Here is a 24,552-nt window from a genome sequence, read left to right on the forward strand (position 1 = left end):
GACAGCGAGACATTCATCCCGATAAGGAGATCTGACATGACCGAGATCGTTGAAACAATCCATCTGACCGAAGATCAGAAGAAACGCCGCAACAAGCGTTCCCTTGCAATTGCCCTGAGTCTGGGCGCGCTTGTGGTGCTGTTCTACTCCATCACGCTGGTCAAAATGGGCGCTGAGGTGCTGAACCGCCCGATGTAGCTGGGCGCCTTGAGGTCAGGAAACATCCCATAAACAAGATCGACGGTAACAAGCAAGATCAGCGGTAACACGAATGAGCGAACAGACAAAAGAGACGAAACAAGCAGATCCGGGCCAAACAAACCCGGACAAGGCCAACAAGCGTCTCGCCTATGGTCTCGTCATTTTTGTTGGCTGCATGATCGGCATGGCCTATGCCTCCGTACCGCTTTACCGGATTTTCTGTCAGGTAACCGGATATGGCGGCACCACCCAGACCGCTGAAGTCGAGGCTGACGGGGTGATCGACCGCAAGATCACGGTTCGTTTTGACGCCAACGTGGCGGGCGGCCTGAATTGGGATTTCAAACCCCTCGATAAACCCGTGACACTGAATGTCGGCGAGACCGCGCAGATCGCCTATCAGGTGGTCAATCATGCCAGCGTGCCAACCGCAGGCACTTCGACCTTCAATGTTACCCCCGCTGCCGCCGGCATCTATTTCAACAAACTGGAATGCTTCTGCTTCACTGAACAGACGGTGGCAGCAGGCGGCACTGTCGACATGCCTGTGGTGTTCTTTGTCGATCCTGACATCGATAATGACCCGCAAATGAAATCAATAAAAACCATCACCCTGTCCTACACCTTCTTTCCAGATGAGAAAGAAACGGCCGCGTTCGCCAAGGATCGCGCACGGCCCGAGGTGAAGACGGGCGGATAAATATCAGACAATGCGGCGCTGCGCGCCCAATTGACATCAGGAGCTTGGGAGGACCCAAACATGGCTGAGGCTCATACCAAAAACCACGACTATCACATTATCGATCCTAGCCCGTGGCCTTTCATCGGCTCGATTTCGGCCTTTGTGATGGCCATCGGCGCAATCACCTATATGCACGAAATTCTGCCGATTTGGCTGTTTCTCGTCGGTGTATGTGGTGTTCTCTACACCATGATTGGCTGGTGGGGCGATGTGATCAAGGAATCCCATCAGGGTCACCATACCCCGGTGGTTCAGCTGCATTTGCGCTATGGCATGATCATGTTCATCGCCTCTGAGGTGATGTTCTTTGTTGCCTGGTTCTGGGCCTTCTTCGATGCGAGCCTGTTTGCCGGGGAAACCCAGCAATATCTGCGTGCAGAATATACCGGTGGCGTCTGGCCTCCTGCGGGCATTGAAGTGATCGATCCATGGCACCTGCCTTTGTTCAACACCCTGCTTCTGTTGACCTCAGGCACCACGGTCACATGGGCGCATCACGCATTGCTCGAGAATGATCGTGAAGGCCTGAAATGGGGCCTGATTCTGACCGTCCTGTTGGGCGCAGTGTTCACCGCAGTGCAGGTCTACGAATATGCTGTTGCTCCATTCGCCTTCAAGGAAAGCATCTATGGCGCGACCTTCTTCATGGCCACTGGCTTTCACGGCTTCCACGTCTTTATCGGGACGATCTTCCTGATTGTGTGCTTGGTGCGGGCGCTGAAGGGTCACTTCACCACCGACAAGCATTTCGGTTTTGAAGCAGCTGCCTGGTATTGGCACTTTGTGGATGTGGTCTGGCTGTTCCTGTTCGTCTCCATCTATCTGTGGGGCAATGCAGGTGGTGTGATCGCCCACCACTGATCCAATCGGATGGAAAAATTCAAGGGTGGCCGTCGGTCACCCTTTTTTGTTTGATAGCAGATGGTTTGATGGCAAAAACAAACTGGGCCGGAAAAACAAACTGGCCCGGAAAAACAAACGGGGCTGGAGCGGGAAGGATCAGCAGATGGCAGAGCAAACTGGCAGTCTTTGGAAAACGGCCTTGCGTGGCCGCTGCCCCCGTTGTGGCGAGGGCAGGCTCTATGATGGCTTCTTGCAGGTCGCCGATCATTGCGACCATTGTGGTCTGGACTACGGCTTCGCAGACAGTGGCGACGGGCCGGCCGTGTTCGTGATCATGATTGTCGGCTTTCTTGCCACCGGCGGCGTGCTTTATACCGAATTCACCTATGAACCACCCCTTTGGCTACTGGTCGCCATCTGGGGACCGCTCACGGTGATCCTTTGCCTCTCATTCCTTTATTGGTTGAAGGGCGCATTGATTGGCCAGCAATATCTGACCAAGGCCGAGCAGGGGCAGCGGGAAGGGCAGAGCCACAAAGATCAGGGCTGAAACAGCAGGCTGACAAAGGCTGGCACAATATGCACCCAGCCGAACAATGAAGTCAGGAAGCTCAATGCCCCCATCGCGAACAGCGAAATGATGTTGAAGCCGACAATCACCAGCAGTCCGGTTCTCTGCCAGGCCCGGCAGTAAAAGGCATAGGTGAGATTGAGGCTGTTGATCATCATGATCACCGGCAGAGCCACCCAGAGCTGACGCAAATCAGGCCCGAACAGTCCGATCAGCCCAACCAGCAGATGAACACCCAGAGGGAAAAAAAGGTTCAGGGCAAAAAAGCGAAAAGCATAGCTGTCGGTCTTGAGTTTCATTGCAGGCTCTTGTCCTATGGCAGAATTTTGTGAGCTTGTTTAGCACGACCCGAGGAGAGATGCGTGGCCAAATCCATCAATAGACCGTCCTTTTGGATTTTTTGCCTCTGCGCCTTGGCCGCGCTGGCCATTCTTTTGTCCTTGGGCAATTGGCAGGTGCAGAGATTGGCATGGAAAGAGCAGCTGATCGCCGATGTCGACAGCCGCGTTGCCAGCCAGCCGATCCCCGCACCGGGGCCGAGCAGTTGGCCGAGCGTCGCCCGCGACAGCCATGTCTATCTGCCGGTCACTGTCACTGGCCATTATGATCACAGCCGCGAAGTCCATGTCTGGTTTGCCCTTGGCAAGCCGCAGGGCGGCCCCTATGCCGGGCCGGGCTATCTCATTCTGACGCCGTTCAAAACCAACGAAGGCTGGGACGTCATCGTCAATCGCGGCTTTGTGCCCGATGCGATGAAGGAGCCTCAGAGCCGACCGGACACGCTGGTGACCGGCGAGCAGACCTTGACCGGCCTGATGCGCTTTGATGAGCCGAAAAACTGGAACAGCCCGGATGCTGACAAGGTCAAGAATGTCTGGATCGTCCGGCAGGTCGCCGAAATGGCCGCCTATCTCAATTTGCCACCAGAAAAAACCGCGCCTTATTGGATTGATCTGACCAAGGGGCAGGGCGTCAATGGCTTGCCGCAAGGGGGCGAAACCCGGATCACCTTCACCAACTCCCATTTGCAATATGCTCTGACCTGGTTCGGACTGGCAGGCGTGCTGGTGCTGGTCTTCGGGGTCTGGTTGGTCCGCACCGTGCGCGCAACGCCCCCTCGGGCCGAACCGGAATCTGAGTAAAAAACTGTAGGCATAAGTGATGGGCCAGCCATTGACCTTCGCCCTCGTAAGGTCCATGTCTGTGGCGCTGCCAGACCCATTGGCCGCAGATCCCGCCTATCCGACTGCAAGGAACTTGTTGAATGCTGGTACTCTTTGATTTCGACGGAACGCTCGTCGACTCTGAATATCTCTGGGCACAGGCCACCGTTGAAGTGTTGGCCGAAGAAGAGATGGAAATGACAATCGAGGATTTTTCCAGCAGTTATGCGGGCATGCGCCATGAGGAAATCATTCCCAAGCTTGAAGAGGAGTTCGAGCGCGGCATCCCCCACGATATCGTTCAACGGGTCGAGGATCGGGCCATGCTCAAGATTGAGAAGGTCGAGGCACTTGCCGGTGCGCACGAGATGCTCGACCAGCTCGACTATGCCCGTTGCATCTGTTCCAACAGCTCTTCGGAAGATCTGGAAACCAACATGCGGCGCACCGATCTGTGGGATCGCTTCCGCCCCTATGTCTATTCATCCATTGAAGTGGGCACCAAGGCCCCCAAGCCTGACCCGAATGTCTTCCTTCATGCGGCAACCATTCTGGATGTCGATCCGAAGGATTGCATCGTTATTGAAGACAGTTTTCACGGCACACAGGCAGGTGTCAGTGCCGGTATGCGGGTGATCGGTTTCATTGGCGGCGGCCATACCTATCCCGGCCATGGGGAGCATCTGATGGATGCGGGTGCGCAAACCGTTGTGCGCCGTCTGGCGGACCTGCCCGCCACGATTGAAGCCCTTAAAAACTGGCACGACGAGTAATCCGGGTGATCGGGTCCTGTCTTGGGCCTTTGTGCATATGACCTGTGTCCCATGCATGGGCGGTTCCGCTATTCCGGCGGGAGCGCCCTTTTCTTTTGCTTTGGGTGCGAGGTCTGTTGGTTTGAGGCCGTGTCGATAAGGCATCCTTAACCATACCGTATCAAATCCCATGCAGGACTGACCAAAAAGAGATTGTGCATTTCAAACTTTACGATTTGTGAATGCAAGTTTGATCATCTGGCCCGTGGACGATCTGGGGGGCAGTTCCAGTCTTATGGGGAAGCAAATATGATCAAAAGAGGGTCTTGCTGCGCGCGACACGGCGCACTTCTTTCTTTCTTGATGTTGATAGGCATCGCGGCAACGGCCTTGTGCGTGGACGATGCGTCTGCGCGCATGTTGCCCGAACCAAAGGGTAAGGTCATTCTGACCATTTCCGGCAAGCTTTCCCACCACAATGGCAAAGGCGAGGTGCGCCTCGATCGCGAAATGCTACAGCAGATCGGGATGCATGAACTCAATACCCGCAGCTATGCGTCGACCAAGTCGTCCATCTGGCGTGGTGTGTTGATGCGAGACCTGCTGGCCTATGTTGGTGCCAAGGGCACGGAAATCGAAGCCATTGCACTCGACAATTACCGGATGACGATCCCGCGCGACGACTTTGACAAATATGATGTGATTCTGGCGATGGAGAATGATGGCAAGCAACTGTCTGTGCGCACCCGTGGTCCAACCCGTCTCATCTATCCCTATGACCAGTACGAGGAGTTGCGGACTCATGATTCCGGCATGCGGCTTGTCTGGCAGCTTTCCAGAATGGTGGTCCGATGAAGACGCACCTTAAAGTTCTCGCTTTTATCTACATGGTCTCTGTCGTCATTCTGTTGGCGCTTGAATTCTCACAATTCAAGAAAGTCGACAAGTTGCGCGCGGAGATCGGAGAAAGCCACCGTTTGATTTCAGGTCAGGACGAAGGGGTTCGACTTGAACTGGACTACCGCAGATTTCGTGATCGCTTATATTCCTATGTTCGGATGTCCGGGCATGAGACGGCGTCTGGTGGCAACCGGACCAGCCATGACGACGTTCTGGTGGCGTTTGACATTTTCTGGAGCCGTGTGTTCCAAATCAACTCGGCAACCGTCGGTCTGGAAGATGAACAGGTGCGGAATCTCGAGCCAATCCTGAATGGTCTCAAGCGCACCATGCGCCAGATCGAGCCCTATGTTCAGAATCTCGAACCGGGGGACCTCGACAAGCAGGCAATCATTAGCAAGCGACTTGATCCCTATGGGGCAATCATCAACAATGCCGCCGCGAAAATCAGCCACCTCAAAAGGCTTCGGGCCGTCGAGTTGCAAGGTCGCCTTGAAACCGTGCTGATGTCGATGGACAATCTGCTGACCACTTCCGCACTCGGGGCCGGGCTTCTGCTTTCCCTGTTCGGTGCGGAGGCCTATCGCGCCCGGCGTGAAGAACGCAAAACCCGAACGCGAGAGGCGCGGGTGCGGTTTCTCGCAGAACATGACCCGCTCACCGGACTGGCCAATCGCGCCTTTCTCAATCAGAAAATGTGCCAATATATGCGCGATGCTGACGAGGATGGGCAAGGATTCCACCTGTTGCTGCTGGATCTCGACAAGTTCAAGAATGTCAACGATACCTACGGCCACCCGATGGGGGATCGGTTGCTGAAAAAGGCGGCGGCGCGGCTTCTGCGGATCTTTGCTTCGACAGATGACATTGTGGCGCGACTGGGTGGTGATGAGTTTGCCATTCTGACCAAGTCGAGCACCAAACAGGCCGCTGCCCTGTCGCTCAAGGTTATCGATGCGCTTTCCGCGGTCTTCACCTTCGGCGATCTGGAAGTGCGCATTTCCACCTCGATTGGGATTTCCAGCTTTCCCAGCTTGTCGGGCTCATCCGACGACTTGATGCGCGATGCGGATCTGGCGCTTTACGCTGCCAAGAATAATGGCCGGGCGACCTATCGTTTCTATGAGCGCGATATGGGTGTTGCCATTCAGCATCGCATGCAGCTCGAAGCCGATTTGCGGCGGGCGATGCTGCACGAAGATGGCGGTCTTGAAGTTTACTACCAGCCGCAGGTCAATCTGGCCGAACAATCGAGCCATGCCATCGAGCATCATGAATGGCAGATCACGGGAGCCGAAGCGTTGGTGCGTTGGTTCCATCCCGAACGCGGCCATATTCCACCGATGGAATTTATCGAGATCGCCGAAGAAGCGGGCATCATTGATGATCTGTCCGACTGGATCATCCGTCAGGCCTGTGACGACGCGGTTCAGTGGCATCAGGCTGGTCACAGGATCGATCTGTCGGTCAATCTGTCACCGCTGCAGCTCAACAATCCCAATCTGCCAAACGAGATTCTGTCTCATCTGGATCAGTGCGGCTTTGACCCCAACTATCTGACGCTGGAAATCACCGAAAGCGCTGATGTGCAGGACACCAAGGCCGCCGCCCGGATGCTTTCAACACTGGCCGATCGGGGCATTTCGCTGGCAATGGATGACTTCGGCACTGGATATTCCAATCTTGGCTATCTCAACAGCCTGCCGCTCAACATCCTGAAAATCGATCGCAGCTTCATTTCTGGCATCGAGCAGGGGGGTGAGAATTGCAAACTGGTGCTCGGCGTCATCAATCTTGCCCATGGCATGGGTCTCAAGGTCGTTGCAGAAGGCATCGAGACCGAGGAACAACTGGCATTCCTGAGAGATCAGAATTGCACCATCGGGCAAGGCTATCTGTTCGGTCGGCCGGTGAACAAGCTCAAAATGTTCTCGCGGCTTAGACATCAGCGCCTCAGCGAGCCACGCGCTCAGATTCGCTGCATCGCCTGACGGCACGGCAAGTCGCATAAAGACAAAGAAAAAGGCCTTTCCGATCACCCGGAATGGCCTTTTTCATGGTTTATCTGAAGTGTAAGCCTATTCTTGTTCGGCAACAAAGGCCTTGTAGGCGTCGGCATCCATCAGGCCTTCGAGCTGCCCGGCATCGCCCACCTTCATCTTGAGGAACCATGCGTCGCCTTCAGCGTCGCTGTTGACCTTGGAGGGGTCCTCTTCCAACCCTTCATTCACTTCGGTAACTTCGCCATCGATCGGGGCATAGACTTCTGAGGCTGCCTTGACGCTTTCGACAACAGCGGCTTCATCGCCCTGGCTCATGCTGGCGCCCACCTCTGGCAACTCAACAAACACCACATCACCAAGCTGGCTCTGGGCATAATCGGTGATCCCGATGGTGGCGATGTCGCCTTCAACGGAAATCCATTCATGGTCTTCGGAATAATAGGTGCTCATTGATCAGGTCCCTCTTGGATCTTCAAACTGTCTGGGGATGGATGCCGCATCCCCGATAAAAGGTGTTGGATGGGGTAATTTATGGTTTGCGAACATAGCGCTGTGGAACAAACGGCATGGCGGCCACTTCCGCTTCAAGCAGACGCTTGCGCACCTGCAGCTGAACCTTGCAACCTGCCTGCGCAAAGGCCGGGGTGACATAGCCCATGGCGATTGGCTGCTGCAGGCTCGGGGCAAAGCCGCCGGATGTCACCACACCGATTGCATTGCCATCCATGTCGAGAATCTCTGCGCCTTCGCGAGCAGGGGCCTTGCCAAGGATCGACAAACCAACGCGAATGCGCGATGGGCCTTCAGAGAGGCCCTTGAGAATGCGTGCTTCACCGGGGAAGCCCCCTTCCTCGCGGCGGCGCTTCTGAATGGCCCAGCTAAGATCAGCTTCCGCCGGATCGGTGTTGGTATCGAGGTCATGACCATAAAGGCAAAGCCCGCTCTCCAGACGAAGGCTGTCGCGGGCACCAAGACCGGCCACTTCCACCTCTGGCTCATTGAGCAGCAGGCGAGCAAGACGCTCGGCGTCGGCTTCATCGCAGGACAGCTCGAACCCGTCTTCACCTGTATAGCCACAGCGCGAAATCACTACCTCAATGCCATCAATGACATCGGTTGTGTGAGACATGAAGGTGAGTGCGTCAGCCTTGGTGGAATGGCGGGCCAGTGCATCAACGGCCTTTGGCCCCTGAATGGCAATCAGAGCCTTGTTCGGCAATGGCGTGAGGGTAACATCTTGCGGCAGTTTGGCTTCCAGATGGGCATAATCGCCCTCTTTGCAAGCACCATTGACCACCAACATCAAGGTGCCGTCGAGGGCGGGATCTTCAGGCCGGGTGACGATGAAATCATCTATGATGCCGCCGTCCTCATTCAGCAGTACACTATAGCGCATCCGCCCAAGGCCAAGTTTGGTGAAAGCAGACGGGGTCAGGGCTTCGAGCGCCCGAGCGGTGGTTTCATGGTCCGGGCCAATCAGCAGAGCCTGCCCCATATGGGAGACGTCGAACAGGGACGCCTGTTCGCGGCAATGCAAATGTTCGGTCATGATGCCCGCCGGATAGCGAACGGGCAGGGCATAGCCAGCAAAATCGACAAGCGTTCCGCCCAGCTCGACATGCAAATCGTAAAGGGGTGTCTTCTTGGCAGCGGACAAGTCGGCCATCTCTCACCTCATAGTCTGGCGCGCGCATTTGGCAGCGCTCGGGGTTGCACGGGTGCATTGGCCTTTCGCACTATCGCGAACAGCTTTTGCATCGGTGCCTCCTCTGTCCCAGAACCTGAGAGATTTCCCATGGCCCGCAAGCGGGAGGCATGGTTGCTTCCTTCGGTGAGCCCAGAACCCGAACCGGGCTCATGACTGCTTTCCAGAGTGTCGCTGGTCGGGCGGTCCCTTGTGCCTGAGAGTTTCCGAGGCGGTTGCTCCTTCGGCGGCGTCTGGGCGGTGCGATATCCGCGCCAAAAGCGCTCTCCCGCTGACCTTTATTTCCCGCCCAAACCCTCACGAAAGGGGAAAGACGGAACCAGAATTGCGACAACAATCCTGTCCCGACAAGGTGCGTGGCGAGGAGGACAAAGTCAAGCAGCAAAAGGCGATAAAGCCGCGCTTCTTGGGGGTATTGCGGCCAGCTGGGCCGGTTGCTGCGGGGGCGCAAACACACATTTCCCCAATAGCTGCCCGTTTTTCGACCGCAGCCAGCCGCGATTTCGGCTATAGAGACACTATGTTGTATGAACGCCCCACCGATGACAGCCTCTATCAGGCTCTGCTGGACCGTGATCCCGCCTTTGACGGACGCATCTTTGTTGCGGTCCGCTCGACAGGCATTTTCTGTCGCCTGACCTGCCCGGCACGCAAACCAAAGCGCGAAAATTGCAGTTTCCATGAGAGCGTTTCGACTTGCCTGCAGGAAGGCTTTCGCCCCTGCAAACGGTGCCATCCTCTTAGTGCAGGTGGGGATCCGGATCCGCTCATTGATCAATTGCTCATTGCCCTTCAGGCCGACACCAGTCGCCTCTGGCGCGAAGGCGACATTGCCCGCCTGGGGCTGGATCCTTCCACCGTTCGCCGCACATTCAAGCGCCGCTTCGGCATGACCTTTCTGGAAATGGCCCGCATCTCCCGTCTGCGCGACAGTTTTCAAGCCCTGTCCGATGGCGACCGGGTGATCGATGCACAACAGGCTGCGGGATTTGAGTCGGCCTCTGCCTTCCGACAGGCTTTTGCCCGGCTGATTGGGCTAAAGCCGTCAGACTTCAAAGCGAACGCCATGCTGAAAGCCGACTGGATCGACACGCCGCTGGGGGCGATGATCGCCGTCAGTGACGCGTCCCATTTGCATTTGCTGGAATTTGTCGGCCGCAAGGCTCTGCCGACCGAGCTAAGGGCGCTATTCAAGGCCACGAAGGGAAGTCTCGGCTTTGGCAGCACCGCTCCCACCGAACGCATCGCGCAGGAATTGGAGGCCTATTTCAGCGGCAAGGCGGCTCATTTCAGCACACCACTTGCCTATCACGGCACGCCTTTCACCCGTGCGGTCTGGGATGCCTTGAGACAAATCCCTGCTGGCGACACCCGAACCTATGGGGCGCTGGCGGCCTCTTTGGGAAAACCCGGCGCAGTGCGGGCCGTCGCCCGCGCCAACGGAGCCAACCAGATTGCCATCGTCGTGCCTTGCCACCGGATCCTCGGCGCCGACGGCAGCCTCACTGGCTATGGTGGTGGCCTCTGGCGTAAGCAAAAGTTGATCGAACTCGAGCAGGGCTATCGCAGCGCCTGATCTGTTCAACCCAATGATTAGGCCCGTTTTTCCGCCAGCACCAGATGGCCATAGATCGGCTTGCCCTCATCGGTGCGGACAATGATCATCTGGAAATGCTTCACATCCATGCCATTCGCATCAAGCAAGGCCCGGACATAGCGTTCCGAATGGGCAAAGCGCTGAAGGCGTCCTACCTTATAGGAGGCGTCACCAAACTCGTCTTCCGGCAGAGTTTCTGACGAGAAGGCAAACAGGCCCTTGGTATCGAGACAGCGCCCAACATGATGGAATTTCTCGTCCAGCTCGCCCAGATAAGGCAGCACATCAGTCGACACGATCAGGTCCCAGCCACCTTCCTCGCCGGTGCCGTCATCTTCAATGTCGCGCAAAAACTCGACCACGTCGCCTGCATAGAGATCGTCATAGACGTCCTTGTCATAGGCTTCGTCCAGCATGCCGGTTGAAATGTCGACGCCGATCATGTTGTCGACCTTCTCGGCCATCGCAATGCCGGTCAGCCCGGTGCCGCAGCCCAGATCAAGCATCCGGGTAAAACGGCGCTCCGGTTGATATTGGACGATCATCTCGCGCACCATCATCGGCACAGCATAACCCAGATCATCAACGAGGATTTTCTCAAATGCCGCCGCATGCTGATCGAACAGGGTGGCGACATAGGCAACCGGTGCCTTGTCGGGCTGTGGCCCCAACCCCATTGCTGCCAGTCGAACTGAGGCGCCTGCATGATCATCCGGGTCTATGGTCAGGGCTTGCCGATAGGCCTCTGCCGCTTCGGCCTTCTGCCCCGCCTTTTCCAACTCCAGCCCACGATTATAGGCTTCCGCGAGGGCGTCTGTGTCGATTTCGCTCATGATCATTCTGCCTGCTATGAATATGGCAGAAGCTCTACACGGCAAGTGTAAAAAGGTCCAGTCAGAATGACAGGCTCCAATGGCGCGTGGCTTGAAACCTGCCCAACCTCTGGCTAGATAAACTGAACCAATTGAGATTCGCTTCTCGCGATAGGGTCGTTGAGATCAAGCCAATGACGTTAAAATGAGCACAGTCACGATCTATACCGACGGAGCCTGTTCGGGAAATCCGGGGCCATGCCCTCGACGCCCGCAGCGCCTATGGCGCGAGGACGCGAAATCCTGACCATGTCGCCCGCAGCGCGATTAGCGCGAGGACGCGAAACCTTAAGATGAAGCCGCCAAGAGTGAAGCAAGGACGTTAAAATGAGCACAGTCACGATCTATACAGACGGAGCCTGTTCGGGAAATCCGGGGCCGGGCGGCTGGGGGGCTTTGCTGACCTTTGGTGAGCATGAAAAGGAATTGTGCGGTGGAGAGGCCGAGACCACCAACAACCGGATGGAATTGCAGGCGGCGATCGAAGCGCTGAATGCCCTCAAGCGCGCCTGTGAGGTCGATCTTTGGACTGACAGCCAATATGTCAAAGGCGGCATCACTGGCTGGATCCACGGCTGGAAGAAAAATGGCTGGAAGACTGCCAACAAGAAACCGGTGAAGAATGCCGAGCTCTGGCAGGCCCTGGACGAAGCGTTGAAACGGCACAAGGTCAATTGGCACTGGGTGAAGGGGCATGCGGGCCATGAAGGCAATGAGCGGGCGGATGATCTGGCCCGTCGTGGCATGGCACCCTTCAAGGCTGAACGCAGCTGACAAACGCTTGGGGCTAGCCCCAAAAGAAAAGGGTGGAACCCGCGAAGGGCTCCACCAGTGAGGTCGTGTGAGATCAAGCTGTTCGAAATTTCTGAAAGGCTGACACAATTGGGTGACTGATCAGCCTTTCAGGGTCTTGTAGGGCGCACAGACCCTTGCCTGTCCGGTTCATCCTGAACCGCTCAGACAAGGGGCCGCGCGAGACCGTCTCTCCCAGATGGGGATGCCAGGAGAGGATGGTCAACTTCTTGCAATCGTCTTCAAGCCGTTGGTGTGGCCGGGCAATCAGCCACGCGTTGCGATGATGGACATCCGGCGGATATCCGCTTTGGCGAATGTGCGCACATCCTGCATCTTGGAACAGAATTCGATGCCCATCTTGTCGCCGTTCTTCCAGATAACCTTGGCGTCGGCCAATGTGCCTTCCTTGCGATTGAGCAGGGAAAATTCATTGGGGAGGGCGCAGGTCGGGTCGAGCGTTATTTGCATGCCGTGGCTGCTCTCGTTGCGAATGACGCAATCAAGGCTGATCGCGAAATTGTTATAGAAGACCTTGCCACCTTTCAGGACGCGCTGGCGATCTTCCGTGCGGCGTTCCGGTGTGTGTGTCACTGTTTAAATCCCCCTGAATGCTCGGCTGGCCAGATCCTGCGTCGCGCGGACCGTTTCCACCGATGCGTCCATCATTACGGATCCGGAGAGGCCGGACCGCATTTGATTTGAATTTTATCAATTTCCGATTGCGTCTGCACGGGAGAAGTGATTCGGAGGTTAATTAAAGGTTAATGACGACAGTGTTCCGTGTGGACACTATTTTTTGCTTCAAAGTTTCAATGTCTTAAAATGGTTTATGGGTTATTTTCCATGTTTCTGAGCAGTGAAGAATAAAAATGACCACACCGCGCGCGAGGCAATTGAGCGGCAAAAAAGAATCTCCGTACTTGTCCTGAGAAATCAAAAACAGATTAGTTAAAAGAGGAACAAATAAAGTACGAATTGGGGATAAGTGAAGGGAAGCCCAAAATGCGAAATAGGTGGAAAAATTGCCCCGCGTCAATCTTGACTCGCAAGGATAGTCGAAGAGTCAGAGGCTTATCGCATCGCACATTGGGGATATGTGGAAAGCCAAAAAAAGGCTTGTCAGCTTACCGCGAAAAGAACGTTAAAGAATCGTTTCCTAATCCGCACAGCCTTGCCAGACTAGCGCCAGATGCAGACAAAGCGCGGATGTCTGATCGAGGCAACCTATTTCTGGTTTCGATTACTTCAAATTCCGATCCGTGGCGCAAGCCGCGAACAAAGAGGCTTGGCACTTTCAGGTGCCATCGCGGCTCGGTTTGTCTGTGTCAAAATCTGTCCCGGGTGGGTGCGGCACACTTTCACCCGAGATTGGTTTTCTTGGATGGCAAGACCAAAACAAAGGAAAGGCAATACTGTCGTGACACAGGATAACAAAGCGGTGGAAATCGGTTCCTACTTCGAACAGTTCATCTCAAAACAGGTCGCTTCCGGGCGCTTTGGCAGCGATGCCGAAGTGTTGCAGGCCGGTTTGAGGCTCCTTGAAGAAAAAATGCTGCAGTTCCACTTGCAGCAGTCCGAACTCGTCTCGAAGCACGACAGGTCTGAAAAGGATCTCGAAGCCCTGACGCATGAAACATCCGAAATTTCGCACTCCATGGCAGACGCCATGCGTGCACTGGCATCTAGCGCCGCTCCTGCTGGTCCGGTGATCCCGACCACCAAGGGGCTGCTGCGCTCCCAAATCGCAGCAGAATAAGCGCTTCAGAATCCCCCTTTATCGGGGCGACAGCCTTTCCGGAAAAGCAGTGCAGCAATTCTGCGCTGCTTTTCCTTTGCCTGTCTTCAGTCCGGCATGTTCGATCCCTCATTCAGGCAAAATCCCCGCATCCGCTCCGTGCGTATGTGGGCGATCCACATCGCAATCGCTGTGGCTGGTGGCCGTGCGTCGCCTCAGGCTTGCCCTGCCTGATCGGACCATGTAGGGTGCCGCGCGTAATGAAAGAAGGAGCCTGAAACAACTCAGGCTCAGGAGACAAAGGGCGCATTCGTCGTGAAATATGTCAGCACCAGGGGGCAGGCCCCCGAACTAGGTTTTTGTGATGCCATTCTGGCAGGTCTTGCCAGTGATGGTGGGCTTTATGTACCCAAGACCTGGCCGACATTGACCACCGAGGACATGGCGGCACTGGCGGGCAAAAGCTACCAAGAGATCGCCTTTGCGGTGATGAAGCCATTTGTCGAAGGTGAAATTCCAGACGACACCTTTCGCACCATGATTGACGAGGCCTATGCCACCTTCCGTCATGATGCGGTAACGCCGCTGATCCAGACCGGTGCCAATGAGTTTGTGCTTGAACTGTTCCATGGTCCGACCCTTGCCTTCAAGGACGTCGCCATGCAGTTGCTCGCCCGCCTGATGGATTTCGTGCTGGCCGAGCGCAACGCCCGTGCCACCATCATCGGTGCAACCTCTGGCGACACTGGTGGGGCGGCGATCGAAGCCTTCCGGGGGCGCTCCAACACCGATATTTTCATCATGTTCCCCAATGGCCGTGTCTCGCCTGTTCAGCAGCGCCAGATGACCTCTGTGCTCGATGACAATGTGCATTGCATCGCGCTTGAGGGCCATTTCGATGACTGTCAGGCCATCGTCAAGGATCTGTTCGCCAACAAGAGCTTCCGTGACGAGATTGCCCTGTCAGGCGTCAACTCCATCAACTGGGGGCGGATCATGGCGCAGGTGGTCTATTACTTCACCGCTGCCCTGTCGCTGGGCGCGCCGCATCGCACTGTCTCCTTCACGGTTCCAACGGGCAATTTTGGGGACATTTTCGCCGGCTTTGTTGCCAAGCAGATGGGACTGCCAATCGACAAATTGGTGATCGCCACCAATCAGAATGACATTCTGGCCCGGACGCTGGAAAATGGTGCCTACGAAGTGCTTGGCGTCACCCCATCAGCATCCCCGAGCATGGACATTCAGGTCTCCTCCAACTTCGAGCGGCTGTTGTTTGAGGTCCATGATCGGGACGCCGACAGCGTTGTGCGCATGATGTCCGGTCTGAAGCAGTCCGGCTCTTTCACAATTGCCGAGGGGCCTTTGTCTCGCCTGCGTGACGGTTTTGCTGCGGATCGAGCCAGTGAGCAAGACACCGCGCAAACCATTCGTCAGGTGCTGGCCGACACGGGCTATTTGCTGGATCCACATTCGGCTGTTGGTGTGCATGTGGCCCGCAAGGTGGCTGCAGCAGACAACTCAAACAGCCCGATGGTGGTTCTCTCAACCGCCCATCCGGCCAAATTCCCGGCTGCAGTTGAAGAGGCTTCGGGCCAATATCCGGATTTGCCCCTCTGGCTGTCGAACCTGATGGATCGTGAAGAGCGCTTCTCGATACTGGAAAACAGCGCTGACGCCGTCGAGGCCTTCATGCGAGAACGGGCCCGCGCCCTTCATGAGGCTTGATCCGCAACGCCACAGATCCTAAAACTACGGATCAATCAGACCGCCAGACGCTCCTGCTCGCTGCCATGCGGGTGGGAGCGTCTGACCATAAACCCTGACGCTGTCAGGAAAGGGAGGAAAGCATTTGACCGTTAACATGACCCGTCTCACCAACGGCATGACCGTTCTGTCCGATGAAATGCCTCACTTGAAAAGCGCCGCTGTCGGGGTTTGGATTGCAGCGGGCTCACGGTCTGAAGGGGCCGATGAGCATGGCATTTCCCATTTGCTCGAACATATGGCCTTTAAAGGCACGGCAACGCGGTCTGCGACCGATATCGTTGAGCAGATTGAGGCCGTGGGTGGCGAGGTCAATGCGGCAACCGGGATCGAAAGCACGTCCTACTATGCGCGCATTCTTGAAGAGGATGTTCCGCTTGCCATCGACATTCTTGGCGACATCCTCAGCAACTCGACCTTCGATCCTGAAGAACTGCGCCGCGAAAAGCATGTCATCCTGCAGGAAATCGGTGCAGCCCATGATGCGCCCGAAGATCGGGTCTTCGACCACATTCAGGAACTGGCTTTCCCGGATCAACCCTTGGGTCGCACCATTCTGGGCACCGCCGAAACGGTCCAGTCCTTCACGCCCGACGCCATTCATGACTATCTGGGGCAGCATTATCATGGACCTTCGATGATCCTGTCTGCAGCTGGTGGTGTGCGCCACGAAGAGCTGGTGGCCTTGGGGGAGCAGGCATTTGGTGGCTTTGCCGATCAGCCGGCCAAACCGCTGGTGCCAGCACACTATGTGGGCGGCGAAAGCCGGGATCTGCAAAAGGATCTGATGGAAGCGCAGGTCATTCTTGGCTTCAAGGGCCGTTCCTACAAGAGCGAGGATTTCTACAAGTCCCAAATTCTCGCCTCCATGCTCGGTGGCGGCATGTCATCGCGGCTGTTTCAGGAAGTGCGCGAGAAGCGTGGCCTGTGTTACTCCGTCTATGCCTTTCATTGGGGCTTTGCCGACAGCGGCCTGTTCGGCATCCACGCGGCGACCAGCGCTGAAGATCTCGAAGAATTAATGCCGGTCATCACGGGAGAACTGGCCCGCGCTGCAGAGGATTTCTCCGATGCCGAGCTTAATCGCGCCCGTGCCCAGATCAAGGCAGGTTTGCTGATGGGTATGGAAAGCCCGTCGGCCCGCGCCAGCCAGTTGGCCCGCCAACGCATGATTTTCGGGCAGCCACGTTCGCTTGAGGAAATGGTTGACGCCATCGCCGAGATTTCCATCGATGACATTCGCAATCTGGCTGCCGACATTATCACCGGTTCCAAGCCATCCCTTGCCTCGGTCGGGCCAGTTGAAAAGCTGATGTGGGCCGATGAAGTGGCCGAACGGATGGGGTCTGCGACAAACTGACATGGGGACGAGCGGTGCGTTTCCCGGATTCGCACTGACAGACGACTGGTCCACCGCCGTTAACTGACCTAAAAAGAGAAGACTTCCTTTTTGGTCAGTCCCGTATATGTGCCTGCCTGATGGTCTTTGTCATCATGCGCATCCGTAACGGGAGAGGGGGCGATGGCACCATCCGCGTGTCAAAGCCCGTGCAAGCACCAGAAGGGGAACTGCACCGCATTCGGTTGGCCTCAATTCGGGCTAGGGGAAATGCGGTTGTTCTATTAGTATGGATCTGCAACCTTTGTGGGTCCGCGCAGCAGATCCTGACGGTTCGCATATTTGAACACCCGCTCATGCGAACCTCTGGCGGTGAATTGACACTGTTCAGAGGCGGCAACAGCAAGGCTGGAAGAACGATATGGCTGGCGATCAGGTTGGGTCCGGTAAAGCCTGGATGACCCTTTTGCTGCATGCAGTGAAAGGCAAGCTTATGCGTCCTCGCATGCGCGCAGACTTTGAAACCCGAAAAGGTCCAGACCCGATTCGGCGTTTCTCGGCCTCACTGGGGTCTGTCTGGACCGGTATCCCTACACCGCCACCACACTCGTCCCCCCTGAGCAACGCACTGATCTATTTGCGCCATCCTTCCAAGGCAGACTATAATCAGTGGGCCTGTTTGCGCGCTGCCAGTGCTGACTTCCTGCGCCCCTGGGAACCCTTGTGGGGGGCTGACGATCTGACGCCTCACGGTTTTCGCCGTCGTCTGGAACAATATCAGAAAGACCGCCGTTCTGGCCGCGCCCTGCCTTTTCTGATCTTCCGCCACGAAGACAATCGCCTGATTGGCGGCATCAATGTCTCCAATATCCGGCGTGGAATTTGCCAGTCTGCGTCAATTGGCTACTGGATGGGTGAGGATTTCGCTGGCCATGGTTACATGACCCGGACAGTAGCCTTGTTATTGCCCTATTTGTTTGATCATCAAGGGCTTCACCGCGTTGAAGCGGCCTGTTTGCCAAGCAACGGGCCTTCCATGGCGGTTCTGCAAAAGTGCGGCTTTCAGTTTGAGGGCAAGGCCCGGAGTTATCTTTGCATCAATGGCAACTGGGAAGATCATTTGCTCTATTCGGTCCTTCGCTCGGATTTGCAGACATCAGGCAGCCATTTTTCCACCACAGGATCTTTCCCCCTGCATCCTTGAAGCAAATCAGGTCCGATGGATCGGAGCAGGATGCAGACTTTCGACTTTGGGTGGATAGTGATTCCTGACAAGCCTTTGGGGAAACTGATCGGCCTTGCTTTGCTCTTGCCTATGCTTTCGTTGTGAGCAGGGCGAAAAGATCAGCCTTTTCCTTTGAAAAAGGCTAAGTTTGCGAATTTCGCCTTGTGCGGCGAGTGGCAAAATTTTAACTATGATGCACTGTTTCTGCGCATGTCGACAAAGCGCAGATTGTTGAAATATGAGGATCTCTGGTGAATCGCGTATCCGTTCTGATTGTCTTGTTGCTGACCGTTATGTTCAGCTTTGCGTCCCTTGGTGGGGCTGGAGCGGTTGAGGCTGTCGATGTCAAGGCGGATAGTCTGGTTCTCGACCTCAGCGATGTTATCGAACGCTATGACGGCGACGGCGACCGCATTCAGGTTTCCACGGCCCCCGGCCCTGACGGCATCGTGCGCCGTATCGAGGTGCGCGCACGCCAGCAGGGCGTCATCCCCGGCTGGTTTGTCTTCGCACTGGCCAACAATACCGACCGCCAGATCGACCGCTATCTCGTCATTCCCCATTTCCGCTTGCCCGGGTCCGGGCTCCTCAAGCCCGATCTCGGCGCACAGCGTGTCCATGCCATTTCCACCTCTCAGGGCTTCGCGCCTGAGCGGATTCCCGATTCCGAAGCCGATGTTTTCCGCGTCACCCTCGATCCGGGCAATGTTGTCACGTTCGTCGGTGAACAGGCCCATCGCAGTCTGACCAGTCTCAATCTCTGGCAGCCTGAAGCCTATAAGGATTATGTCAACAGCTACTCCTTCTTCCGTGGCATTGTGCTCGGCATCGCGGGGCTGTTGGCTTTGTTCCTTGTCATTCTGTTTGTCGTCAAGGGTGCAGCCATGTTTCCCGCGGCGGCTCTGCTGGCCTGGTCCGTGCTTGCCTATCTGGCGATTGATTTCGGCTTCATGGCGCAATTGTTCGATATTCCGACCAATTACGAGCCGATCTGGCGCGCTGGATCCGAGGTGGTCTTCTCCGCCTCGATCCTCGTTTTGCTCTTCACCTATCTCACGCTTCATCGCTGGCATGTGCGCTATCTGCATGCATCGGGCATTTGGTTGATCTTCCTGGTGGTGATTCTAGGGCTGGCGCTCTATGACCCGTCGCTCGGCGCTGGCATTGCCCGGCTGTCGATGGTCGTCACCGCGCTTGCCGGTTTCGCAGTGATCCTCTATCTGGCCTTCACCGGCTTTGATCGCGCCATCATGCTGATCCCGACATGGATCCTGCTGTTGCTCTGGCTGCTGGCAGCCGGTGCCGCAGTGTCCGGCGTTGTTGACAATGATCTGGTCCAGCCAGCCTTGAGCGGTGGGATGGTTCTGTTGGTGCTGCTCTTCTGCTTCACCATCATGCAGCACGCCTTCTCTGGCGGCATTCTGGCTCAAGGCATTGTGTCCGACAGCGAACGTCGAGCTCTGGCCATCGTCGGATCCGGCGATATGGTCTGGGACTGGGATGTGCCGCGTGACCGCATTCACACCACCCGCGAAGCCGAGAAACTGCTTGGCCTCAAATCGGGTGCGCTGGATGGTCCGGCCCGCGACTGGCTGGAAATGCTACACCCTCAGGACAAGGATCGATTCTCCGCCATGCTTGATGCGGTGATCGATCAGCGCCGTGGGCGGGTCAATCAGGATTTCCGTTTGCGTGCCGACGATGGCCATTACCGCTGGTTCAAGCTGCGCGCGCGCCCGGTCGTTGGCACCGATGGCGAAGTGGTCCGCTGCGTTGGCACCTTGCTTGACATCACCGACCAGCGCACAGCCGAAACGCGGCTGCTGCATGATGCGGTGCATGACAATCTGACCGGCCTTGCAAACCGCGAGTTGCTGCAGGATCGTCTGTCTGCTGCCATGGTCCGCACACAGGCCGAAGGCGCTGCCAAACCGGCTGTCCTGCTGGTTGATATCGATAATTTCCGCAAGATCAATGACAGCTACGGCCTGTCGATCGGCGATTCCCTTCTGCTGACAGTGGCCCGTCGCCTGTCGCGCCTGCTCAAGCCGCAGGATTCCATCGCTCGTTTCTATGGCGATCAGTTCGCCATTATCCTCATTTCCGAGCAACAGCCAGAACGCATTGCAGTCTTTGCCGACAATGTGCGCAAGGTGCTCAAGGTGCCGATTACGTTCGGTGAGCGGGAAATTGCCCTGTCGGTATCGCTTGGCATTGCGATCTTCGATCTTCAGTCTCACAAGGCCGCAGGTGAGATCCTCAGCGATTCCGAGCTGGCCCTCTATCATGCCAAACGCATGGGCGGCGACCGCATCGAACCGTTCCGCCCATCCCTGCGTCAGCAGGGCAGGGGCCGCAGCTCTCTTGACAAGGATTTGATTGCCGCACTTGACCGCAAGGAAATTGATGTGGTCTTCCAGCCGATCGTCAATCTGCAAGACCGCATGATCAAGGGCTTCGAGGCGCTTGCCCGCTGGAATCATCCGCAACGCGGACCAATTCCGCCGTCCGATTTTATCCCGGCCGCTGAACGCAATGGCCTGATTGTGCCGCTTGGCCTGCATATCATGGAACAGGCTGCTCGCCAGTTGACCGAATGGCAGCAAAAGCTGGATGGCGCTGACCGTCTCTTCATGAGCGTCAATGTCTCCTCAGAACAATTGTTGCGCCATGATCTGCTCAATGATGTGAAAACCATTCTGTCGCGCTCCAACGTCAATCCGGGCACCTTTAAGCTCGAGCTGACCGAGAGCCTGGTGATGGAGAATCCGGAATATGCCTCGCAGGTGCTCGACAAGTTACGGGGGCTGGGCGCTGGTCTGTCACTTGATGATTTCGGCACCGGCTATTCCTCGCTGGCCTACTTGCAGCATTTCCCGTTCGACACCTTGAAAATCGACAAGAGTTTCGTTGGCCATGGCAAAGGCGTGACACCGGTCATTCTGCAATCGATTGTCAAGCTGGCGCATGACCTTGGTCTCAATCTCGTGGCCGAGGGGGTAGAGAATGAGGAGGCTGTTGCCCAGCTGACCCAGATGGGCTGTCCGATGGGGCAGGGCTATCTGTTCGGCAAACCACTGGTCTCTGCGGACGCTGAAAGCTTGTTGTCTCGTCAGATTGAACATGCCAAGCAGGTGCAGGCAGAAGCGGCCGCGCGCCGTAAGCAGCAGGAAGCTGAAGCTCAGGCCCGCAAGGCAGAGGAAGAGCGTCGCGCCCGTGAAGAGCGCCGCCGCAAGGAAACAGAAGAGCTTGAGCGCAAACAGGCCTATGCCCGTTCCATCGCCGAGCAGAGCCTGCCAAAGCCGGATGCCTCGAAACAGCCGGTAAAAGCCGCAGGACCACACCCAACTGATGCACTGGAAGCCCGGCTTGCGGAAGGCCTCGCTTTGGACTTGACCGACAAGGGTCCGGCAAAGCCAAAGGGTGCGCCAGTTTCGGGATCGCACCCGTCCGCTCACCCTGCACCCCGGATGCAGCCAGTAAGTGGAGCCCATGGTTCCGCAATCGCCCCGGCAAATGCTCCAAGGCCACCCAGTGCGGCACAACCCAATACCGCACCGGTCAATCCGCCTGTGATCAACCCTGTTCCGCCAAAACAACCCGATATGGCCAAAAAAGCCGAACAGCAGGACAGCGCCGCTACGCCGCGCGAGAATGAAGGCGCTGATAAGGGGCAGACTGAGAAAAGCAACACAGCGTCTGGTCCGCAGCATCGGCATGGCGAGCCTCAGCAAGCATCCGGACCCGTGTTGCCTCCCCTAGACGCTGCGGCTGCAGTTTCAAAAGAGACCCAAAAGACGTCGACAACTGAGCCAGAATTGAAAGGCGCACACGAAAATACGCTGGAAGACGCCATCGGTGCCGCAGTGGCCGAGGCCATCGGCGTCGACAATCTGGGCACACCGCCGACAGTCTCGGATGCTGAACAGGCTCCGGTCCCACCCAAGCAAGAGGAAGCTACCAGCGCCAAGGCTTCGGTCGTTGCATTGCCTCCGGTCGCAACACTGAATATGCCTAACTTTGGCTCTGTGGCGCCACAGGGAACCAATGCTGCCTCCAAGGAATCGGCAGCAGATGGAGCGGTCGAGACTGTGGTCCAAGACCGTTCACCCGAACAGCCCGCAGCTGAATCCACCCCGAAACCGGAGCCATCCGAGCGGGAAGAGGCAGCCCCAAGGGTGAATGAGGATCCCTCTCCTGACATGGATGACGCCAAACAGCAGCAGATATCATCTGCCGCAAAGGACGCGAAACAGGATAGGGAAGCTGACAAAGGCGAAGAGACCACACAGTCTGAGCAATCTGAACAGCCTCAATCCCCACAGCCAGCCCCGGCGTCCCCGGTGGTTGGCCGTGCCGTGTCGGCGGGCCGCAAGCCCGACACAGAGCAGGATGGCGGGTTGCCCTTTGCCATGCCGGACATGTCTGGCATTGATCAGGATATCGCATCAGCCATCAGGCAGGCGATGATTGGTGGCAAGAAAGACTGACGGGAAAGACAGGCATCTGATCCGTATGGGACAGATGCCTGATCTTTTGATCATAAAATACGACAAGTCATTTCAGGTAAGACCGGATCAGGCGTGGCCCGCTTCGCTGGACAGCATGGTCAGATCGATACCCATCAGATCAAGGCTGCGCTGGTAGCGGTCTTCTGCCTCGCATTCGAACAACAACGACTGATCGGCCGAGCAGGTTAACCAGCTGTTGCTTTGCAGTTCTTCTTCCAACTGGCCGGGGGACCAACCCGCATAGCCCAGTGTCAGCAAGGCAGATTGCGGTCCCTTGCCTTCCGCCAGTGCCCGCAGGATCTCGATGGTCGCCGTCAAACAGATATCTTCGGACACATCCAGCGTCGAGCTTTCAAGCTTGAAATCGGCACTATGCAGCACGAAGCCGCGTCCCTGATCGACCGGACCGCCATTGAGCACCTGCATGTTGCGGGCAGGGGCGGGCAAATTGATCGACTGGTCGTCGTCGCTCAAGATATCGACTTGGCGCAACAAGTCAGGGAAGGTGATTTGTGTTGAGATCTGATTGACCACCAGCCCCATCGCGCCATCATCGGAATGACTGCACAAATAGACGACGGAACGCTCAAAGAAGGGCCCTTTGAGCGTCGGCATGGCCACCAGAAACTTCCCTTCGAGGGAAGTGGCCAACGAGGCAGGCTGCGTGCCCGCTATATCCTGTTCATCCAAATCAACCATGACCTAAGGGTACCTTTGAGAGTGCCTGAATGTAAAGACCACTCGGTGCGGCGGAGGATTGGCTGATCACAAAAAAATGAGCATCTGACCTTCGGGATTTAGTGCCCGGCCATCACCTCGCCATGATAGCAGTGTTAGCAGATAGCATGAACACCAAGCTCCGTGCTTGGCAATTGGCAAAATGGTTACAAGCCCGTATGTCAACAATGTGAATTTTGGACTGGCTGGTTCGGCGAACTTGAAAAGAGTGATATAGGTGAAGTATTTCAGTAATTTAGGGAAGTTGTCCATCTGCAACCTGTTGGCATTCGTCGCCCTGTCATGCAGTTTGGCTGTCCCTGCACAGGCAATGCAAACCGAATGGCAGGAGACGCTGGGAGGCAAGGTGCGCCTCATTGCCGGCGGCACCAGCGACGGCCGCTACAAGGCAGGGCTGGAAATCGTCTTGGATGAAGGGTGGAAAACCTATTGGAAGATACCCGGTGACAGCGGCATCCCGCCGGTGCTTGATGGTGCTGCGTCCGGCAATGTCGCTGACATGGACATTCTCTGGCCGGTGCCAAGCAGGATCAAGGTTGGTCAATCCGAAATTCTCGGCTTCAAGCATGCGATCATCTTTCCCATCTTGGTGACCCCTAAGGCCAAGGACCAGCCGACCCGCCTCGCCATCAATGTGCAACTGGGTCTTTGCTCTGATCTTTGCGTCCCCATGGCAGCGGATCTGTCTCTTGATATTCCGGCAGGTGGCAGCCGGGCGCCCGGGGTGGAGTTGCTAATTGACCGGGATATGGCGTTGGTGCCTGTCGCGGCTTCTGATGGCTTCAAGATCACCAATATCAGCCATGACAAAGGGCAGGATGGCAAGCCGGACCGCTTGGTCATCGCCACCCGGATCCCCGATGGTTACGGGGAAAAGGATCTGTTTGTCGAGGGGCCAAAGGACTGGCTGCTGCCCCTGACGGTCAAGCAGCAAAGCGCCAAGGCCAGTGACCAGCAATTCGCCCTGACGCTTGACGGCCTGCCTGAAGGCGGGCAAAGCAAGGGGACAGATCTCCGCTTCACGCTGACCAATGGCGAGGAAGCAGTCGAACAAGTCATCACGTTGCAAAAATAGGATGGGATCACCATCTCG

At 56.5% G+C, this 24,552-nt stretch carries 21 protein-coding genes, 1 pseudogene and 1 riboswitch; of the genes and pseudogenes, 16 read left to right on the forward strand and 6 right to left on the reverse strand.

Annotation, left to right across the window (positions count from 1 at the left end):
- Positions 1-36: 36 nt before the first annotated feature.
- From DSD30_RS21725 to DSD30_RS11020, 4 genes are all read left to right on the forward strand, one after another.
- A complete protein-coding gene (locus tag DSD30_RS21725) occupies positions 37-198 on the forward strand; it encodes a hypothetical protein (RefSeq protein ID WP_171022075.1) in 162 nt (53 codons plus the stop codon).
- 73 nt (positions 199-271) lie between these two features.
- On the forward strand, positions 272-901 hold the full coding sequence (locus tag DSD30_RS11010; RefSeq protein ID WP_114009761.1) for a cytochrome c oxidase assembly protein: 630 nt from the start codon (positions 272-274) through the stop codon (positions 899-901).
- A gap of 60 nt (positions 902-961) precedes the next feature.
- Positions 962-1,804: a cytochrome c oxidase subunit 3 gene (locus DSD30_RS11015; RefSeq protein WP_114009762.1), complete on the forward strand. Its 843-nt coding sequence runs from the start codon at positions 962-964 to the stop codon at positions 1,802-1,804.
- A gap of 145 nt (positions 1,805-1,949) precedes the next feature.
- Positions 1,950-2,336, forward strand: coding sequence for a DUF983 domain-containing protein (locus tag DSD30_RS11020; protein WP_114010390.1), 387 nt, complete (start codon positions 1,950-1,952; stop codon positions 2,334-2,336).
- On the opposite strand, the gene DSD30_RS11025 is transcribed toward DSD30_RS11020, so the two are convergent.
- Positions 2,327-2,656 carry a hypothetical protein gene (locus DSD30_RS11025; protein ID WP_114009763.1) on the reverse strand — a complete coding sequence of 110 codons (330 nt, stop codon included), beginning with the start codon at positions 2,654-2,656 and terminating at the stop codon, positions 2,327-2,329. The two genes, DSD30_RS11020 and DSD30_RS11025, sit on opposite strands and share 10 nt — an antisense overlap.
- Before the next feature lie 63 nt (positions 2,657-2,719).
- On the opposite strand from DSD30_RS11025, the gene DSD30_RS11030 reads away from it, so the two are divergent.
- The 4 genes from DSD30_RS11030 to DSD30_RS11045 all read left to right on the forward strand — a co-directional run bounded on the left by DSD30_RS11030 (position 2,720) and on the right by DSD30_RS11045 (position 7,163).
- Positions 2,720-3,499 carry an SURF1 family protein gene (locus DSD30_RS11030; protein WP_114009764.1) on the forward strand — a complete coding sequence of 260 codons (780 nt, stop codon included), beginning with the start codon at positions 2,720-2,722 and terminating at the stop codon, positions 3,497-3,499.
- Between the two features lie 122 nt (positions 3,500-3,621).
- Positions 3,622-4,293 (forward strand): HAD family hydrolase, encoded by a 672-nt coding sequence (locus tag DSD30_RS11035; protein WP_114009765.1) that lies wholly within the window; start codon positions 3,622-3,624, stop codon positions 4,291-4,293.
- 375 nt (positions 4,294-4,668) lie between these two features.
- On the forward strand, positions 4,669-5,127 hold the full coding sequence (locus DSD30_RS11040) for a putative pterin-binding protein (protein ID WP_198662916.1): 459 nt from the start codon (positions 4,669-4,671) through the stop codon (positions 5,125-5,127).
- Positions 5,124-7,163, forward strand: a complete 2,040-nt coding sequence (locus DSD30_RS11045) for a putative bifunctional diguanylate cyclase/phosphodiesterase (RefSeq protein WP_114009767.1) — start codon at positions 5,124-5,126, stop codon at positions 7,161-7,163. The genes DSD30_RS11040 and DSD30_RS11045 overlap by 4 nt, the downstream gene beginning before the upstream one ends.
- Before the next feature lie 87 nt (positions 7,164-7,250).
- Here the strand turns inward: DSD30_RS11045 and gcvH are convergent, their stop codons facing one another.
- Positions 7,251-7,625 (reverse strand): glycine cleavage system protein GcvH, encoded by a 375-nt coding sequence (gene gcvH / locus DSD30_RS11050; protein ID WP_114009768.1) that lies wholly within the window; start codon positions 7,623-7,625, stop codon positions 7,251-7,253.
- Positions 7,626-7,704: 79 nt separating this feature from the next.
- Positions 7,705-8,841: a glycine cleavage system aminomethyltransferase GcvT gene (gene gcvT / locus DSD30_RS11055; protein WP_114009769.1), complete on the reverse strand. Its 1,137-nt coding sequence runs from the start codon at positions 8,839-8,841 to the stop codon at positions 7,705-7,707.
- A gap of 211 nt (positions 8,842-9,052) precedes the next feature.
- Positions 9,053-9,161, reverse strand: a riboswitch (glycine riboswitch).
- A gap of 239 nt (positions 9,162-9,400) precedes the next feature.
- Here gcvT and DSD30_RS11060 point away from each other — a divergent pair.
- Positions 9,401-10,456: a bifunctional transcriptional activator/DNA repair enzyme AdaA gene (locus DSD30_RS11060; protein ID WP_114010391.1), complete on the forward strand. Its 1,056-nt coding sequence runs from the start codon at positions 9,401-9,403 to the stop codon at positions 10,454-10,456.
- A 17-nt stretch (positions 10,457-10,473) separates the two neighbouring features.
- On the opposite strand, the gene DSD30_RS11065 is transcribed toward DSD30_RS11060, so the two are convergent.
- The gene (locus tag DSD30_RS11065; protein ID WP_425359460.1) at positions 10,474-11,310 is read right to left on the reverse strand and encodes a class I SAM-dependent methyltransferase; all 837 of its coding nucleotides are present in this window, start codon (positions 11,308-11,310) and stop codon (positions 10,474-10,476) included.
- 366 nt (positions 11,311-11,676) lie between these two features.
- Here DSD30_RS11065 and rnhA point away from each other — a divergent pair, with 366 nt between their 5' ends.
- Positions 11,677-12,123, forward strand: coding sequence for a ribonuclease HI (gene rnhA / locus DSD30_RS11070; RefSeq protein WP_114009771.1), 447 nt, complete (start codon positions 11,677-11,679; stop codon positions 12,121-12,123).
- A gap of 285 nt (positions 12,124-12,408) precedes the next feature.
- On the opposite strand, the gene DSD30_RS11075 is transcribed toward rnhA, so the two are convergent.
- On the reverse strand, positions 12,409-12,735 hold the full coding sequence (locus tag DSD30_RS11075; protein WP_114009772.1) for a PilZ domain-containing protein: 327 nt from the start codon (positions 12,733-12,735) through the stop codon (positions 12,409-12,411).
- Between the two features lie 826 nt (positions 12,736-13,561).
- Between DSD30_RS11075 and DSD30_RS11080 the strand changes: the two genes are divergently transcribed.
- The 5 genes and pseudogenes from DSD30_RS11080 to DSD30_RS11100 all read left to right on the forward strand — a co-directional run.
- Positions 13,562-13,900 carry a type II toxin-antitoxin system ParD family antitoxin gene (locus DSD30_RS11080; protein ID WP_198662917.1) on the forward strand — a complete coding sequence of 113 codons (339 nt, stop codon included), beginning with the start codon at positions 13,562-13,564 and terminating at the stop codon, positions 13,898-13,900.
- A gap of 294 nt (positions 13,901-14,194) precedes the next feature.
- Positions 14,195-15,607 carry a threonine synthase gene (thrC, locus tag DSD30_RS11085; RefSeq protein ID WP_114009773.1) on the forward strand — a complete coding sequence of 471 codons (1,413 nt, stop codon included), beginning with the start codon at positions 14,195-14,197 and terminating at the stop codon, positions 15,605-15,607.
- 124 nt (positions 15,608-15,731) lie between these two features.
- Positions 15,732-17,006, forward strand: a complete 1,275-nt coding sequence (locus tag DSD30_RS11090; RefSeq protein WP_114009774.1) for a M16 family metallopeptidase — start codon at positions 15,732-15,734, stop codon at positions 17,004-17,006.
- A gap of 565 nt (positions 17,007-17,571) precedes the next feature.
- Positions 17,572-18,189 (forward strand): GNAT family N-acetyltransferase, encoded by a 618-nt coding sequence (locus tag DSD30_RS11095; protein WP_245418478.1) that lies wholly within the window; start codon positions 17,572-17,574, stop codon positions 18,187-18,189.
- Positions 18,190-18,503: 314 nt separating this feature from the next.
- Positions 18,504-21,326, forward strand: a pseudogene (locus tag DSD30_RS11100) (EAL domain-containing protein); the annotation flags it as partial.
- Positions 21,327-22,787: 1,461 nt separating this feature from the next.
- Here DSD30_RS11100 and DSD30_RS11105 read toward each other — a convergent pair.
- Positions 22,788-23,420 carry a YqgE/AlgH family protein gene (locus tag DSD30_RS11105; RefSeq protein ID WP_114009775.1) on the reverse strand — a complete coding sequence of 211 codons (633 nt, stop codon included), beginning with the start codon at positions 23,418-23,420 and terminating at the stop codon, positions 22,788-22,790.
- A gap of 385 nt (positions 23,421-23,805) precedes the next feature.
- Between DSD30_RS11105 and DSD30_RS11110 the strand changes: the two genes are divergently transcribed.
- Entirely contained in the window at positions 23,806-24,534 is a 729-nt protein-coding gene (locus DSD30_RS11110) for a protein-disulfide reductase DsbD domain-containing protein (RefSeq protein WP_157967656.1), read from the forward strand.
- Positions 24,535-24,552 lie beyond the last annotated feature (18 nt).

It is taken from the genome of Cohaesibacter intestini (assembly GCF_003324485.1).
Classification (GTDB): domain Bacteria; phylum Pseudomonadota; class Alphaproteobacteria; order Rhizobiales; family Cohaesibacteraceae; genus Cohaesibacter; species Cohaesibacter intestini.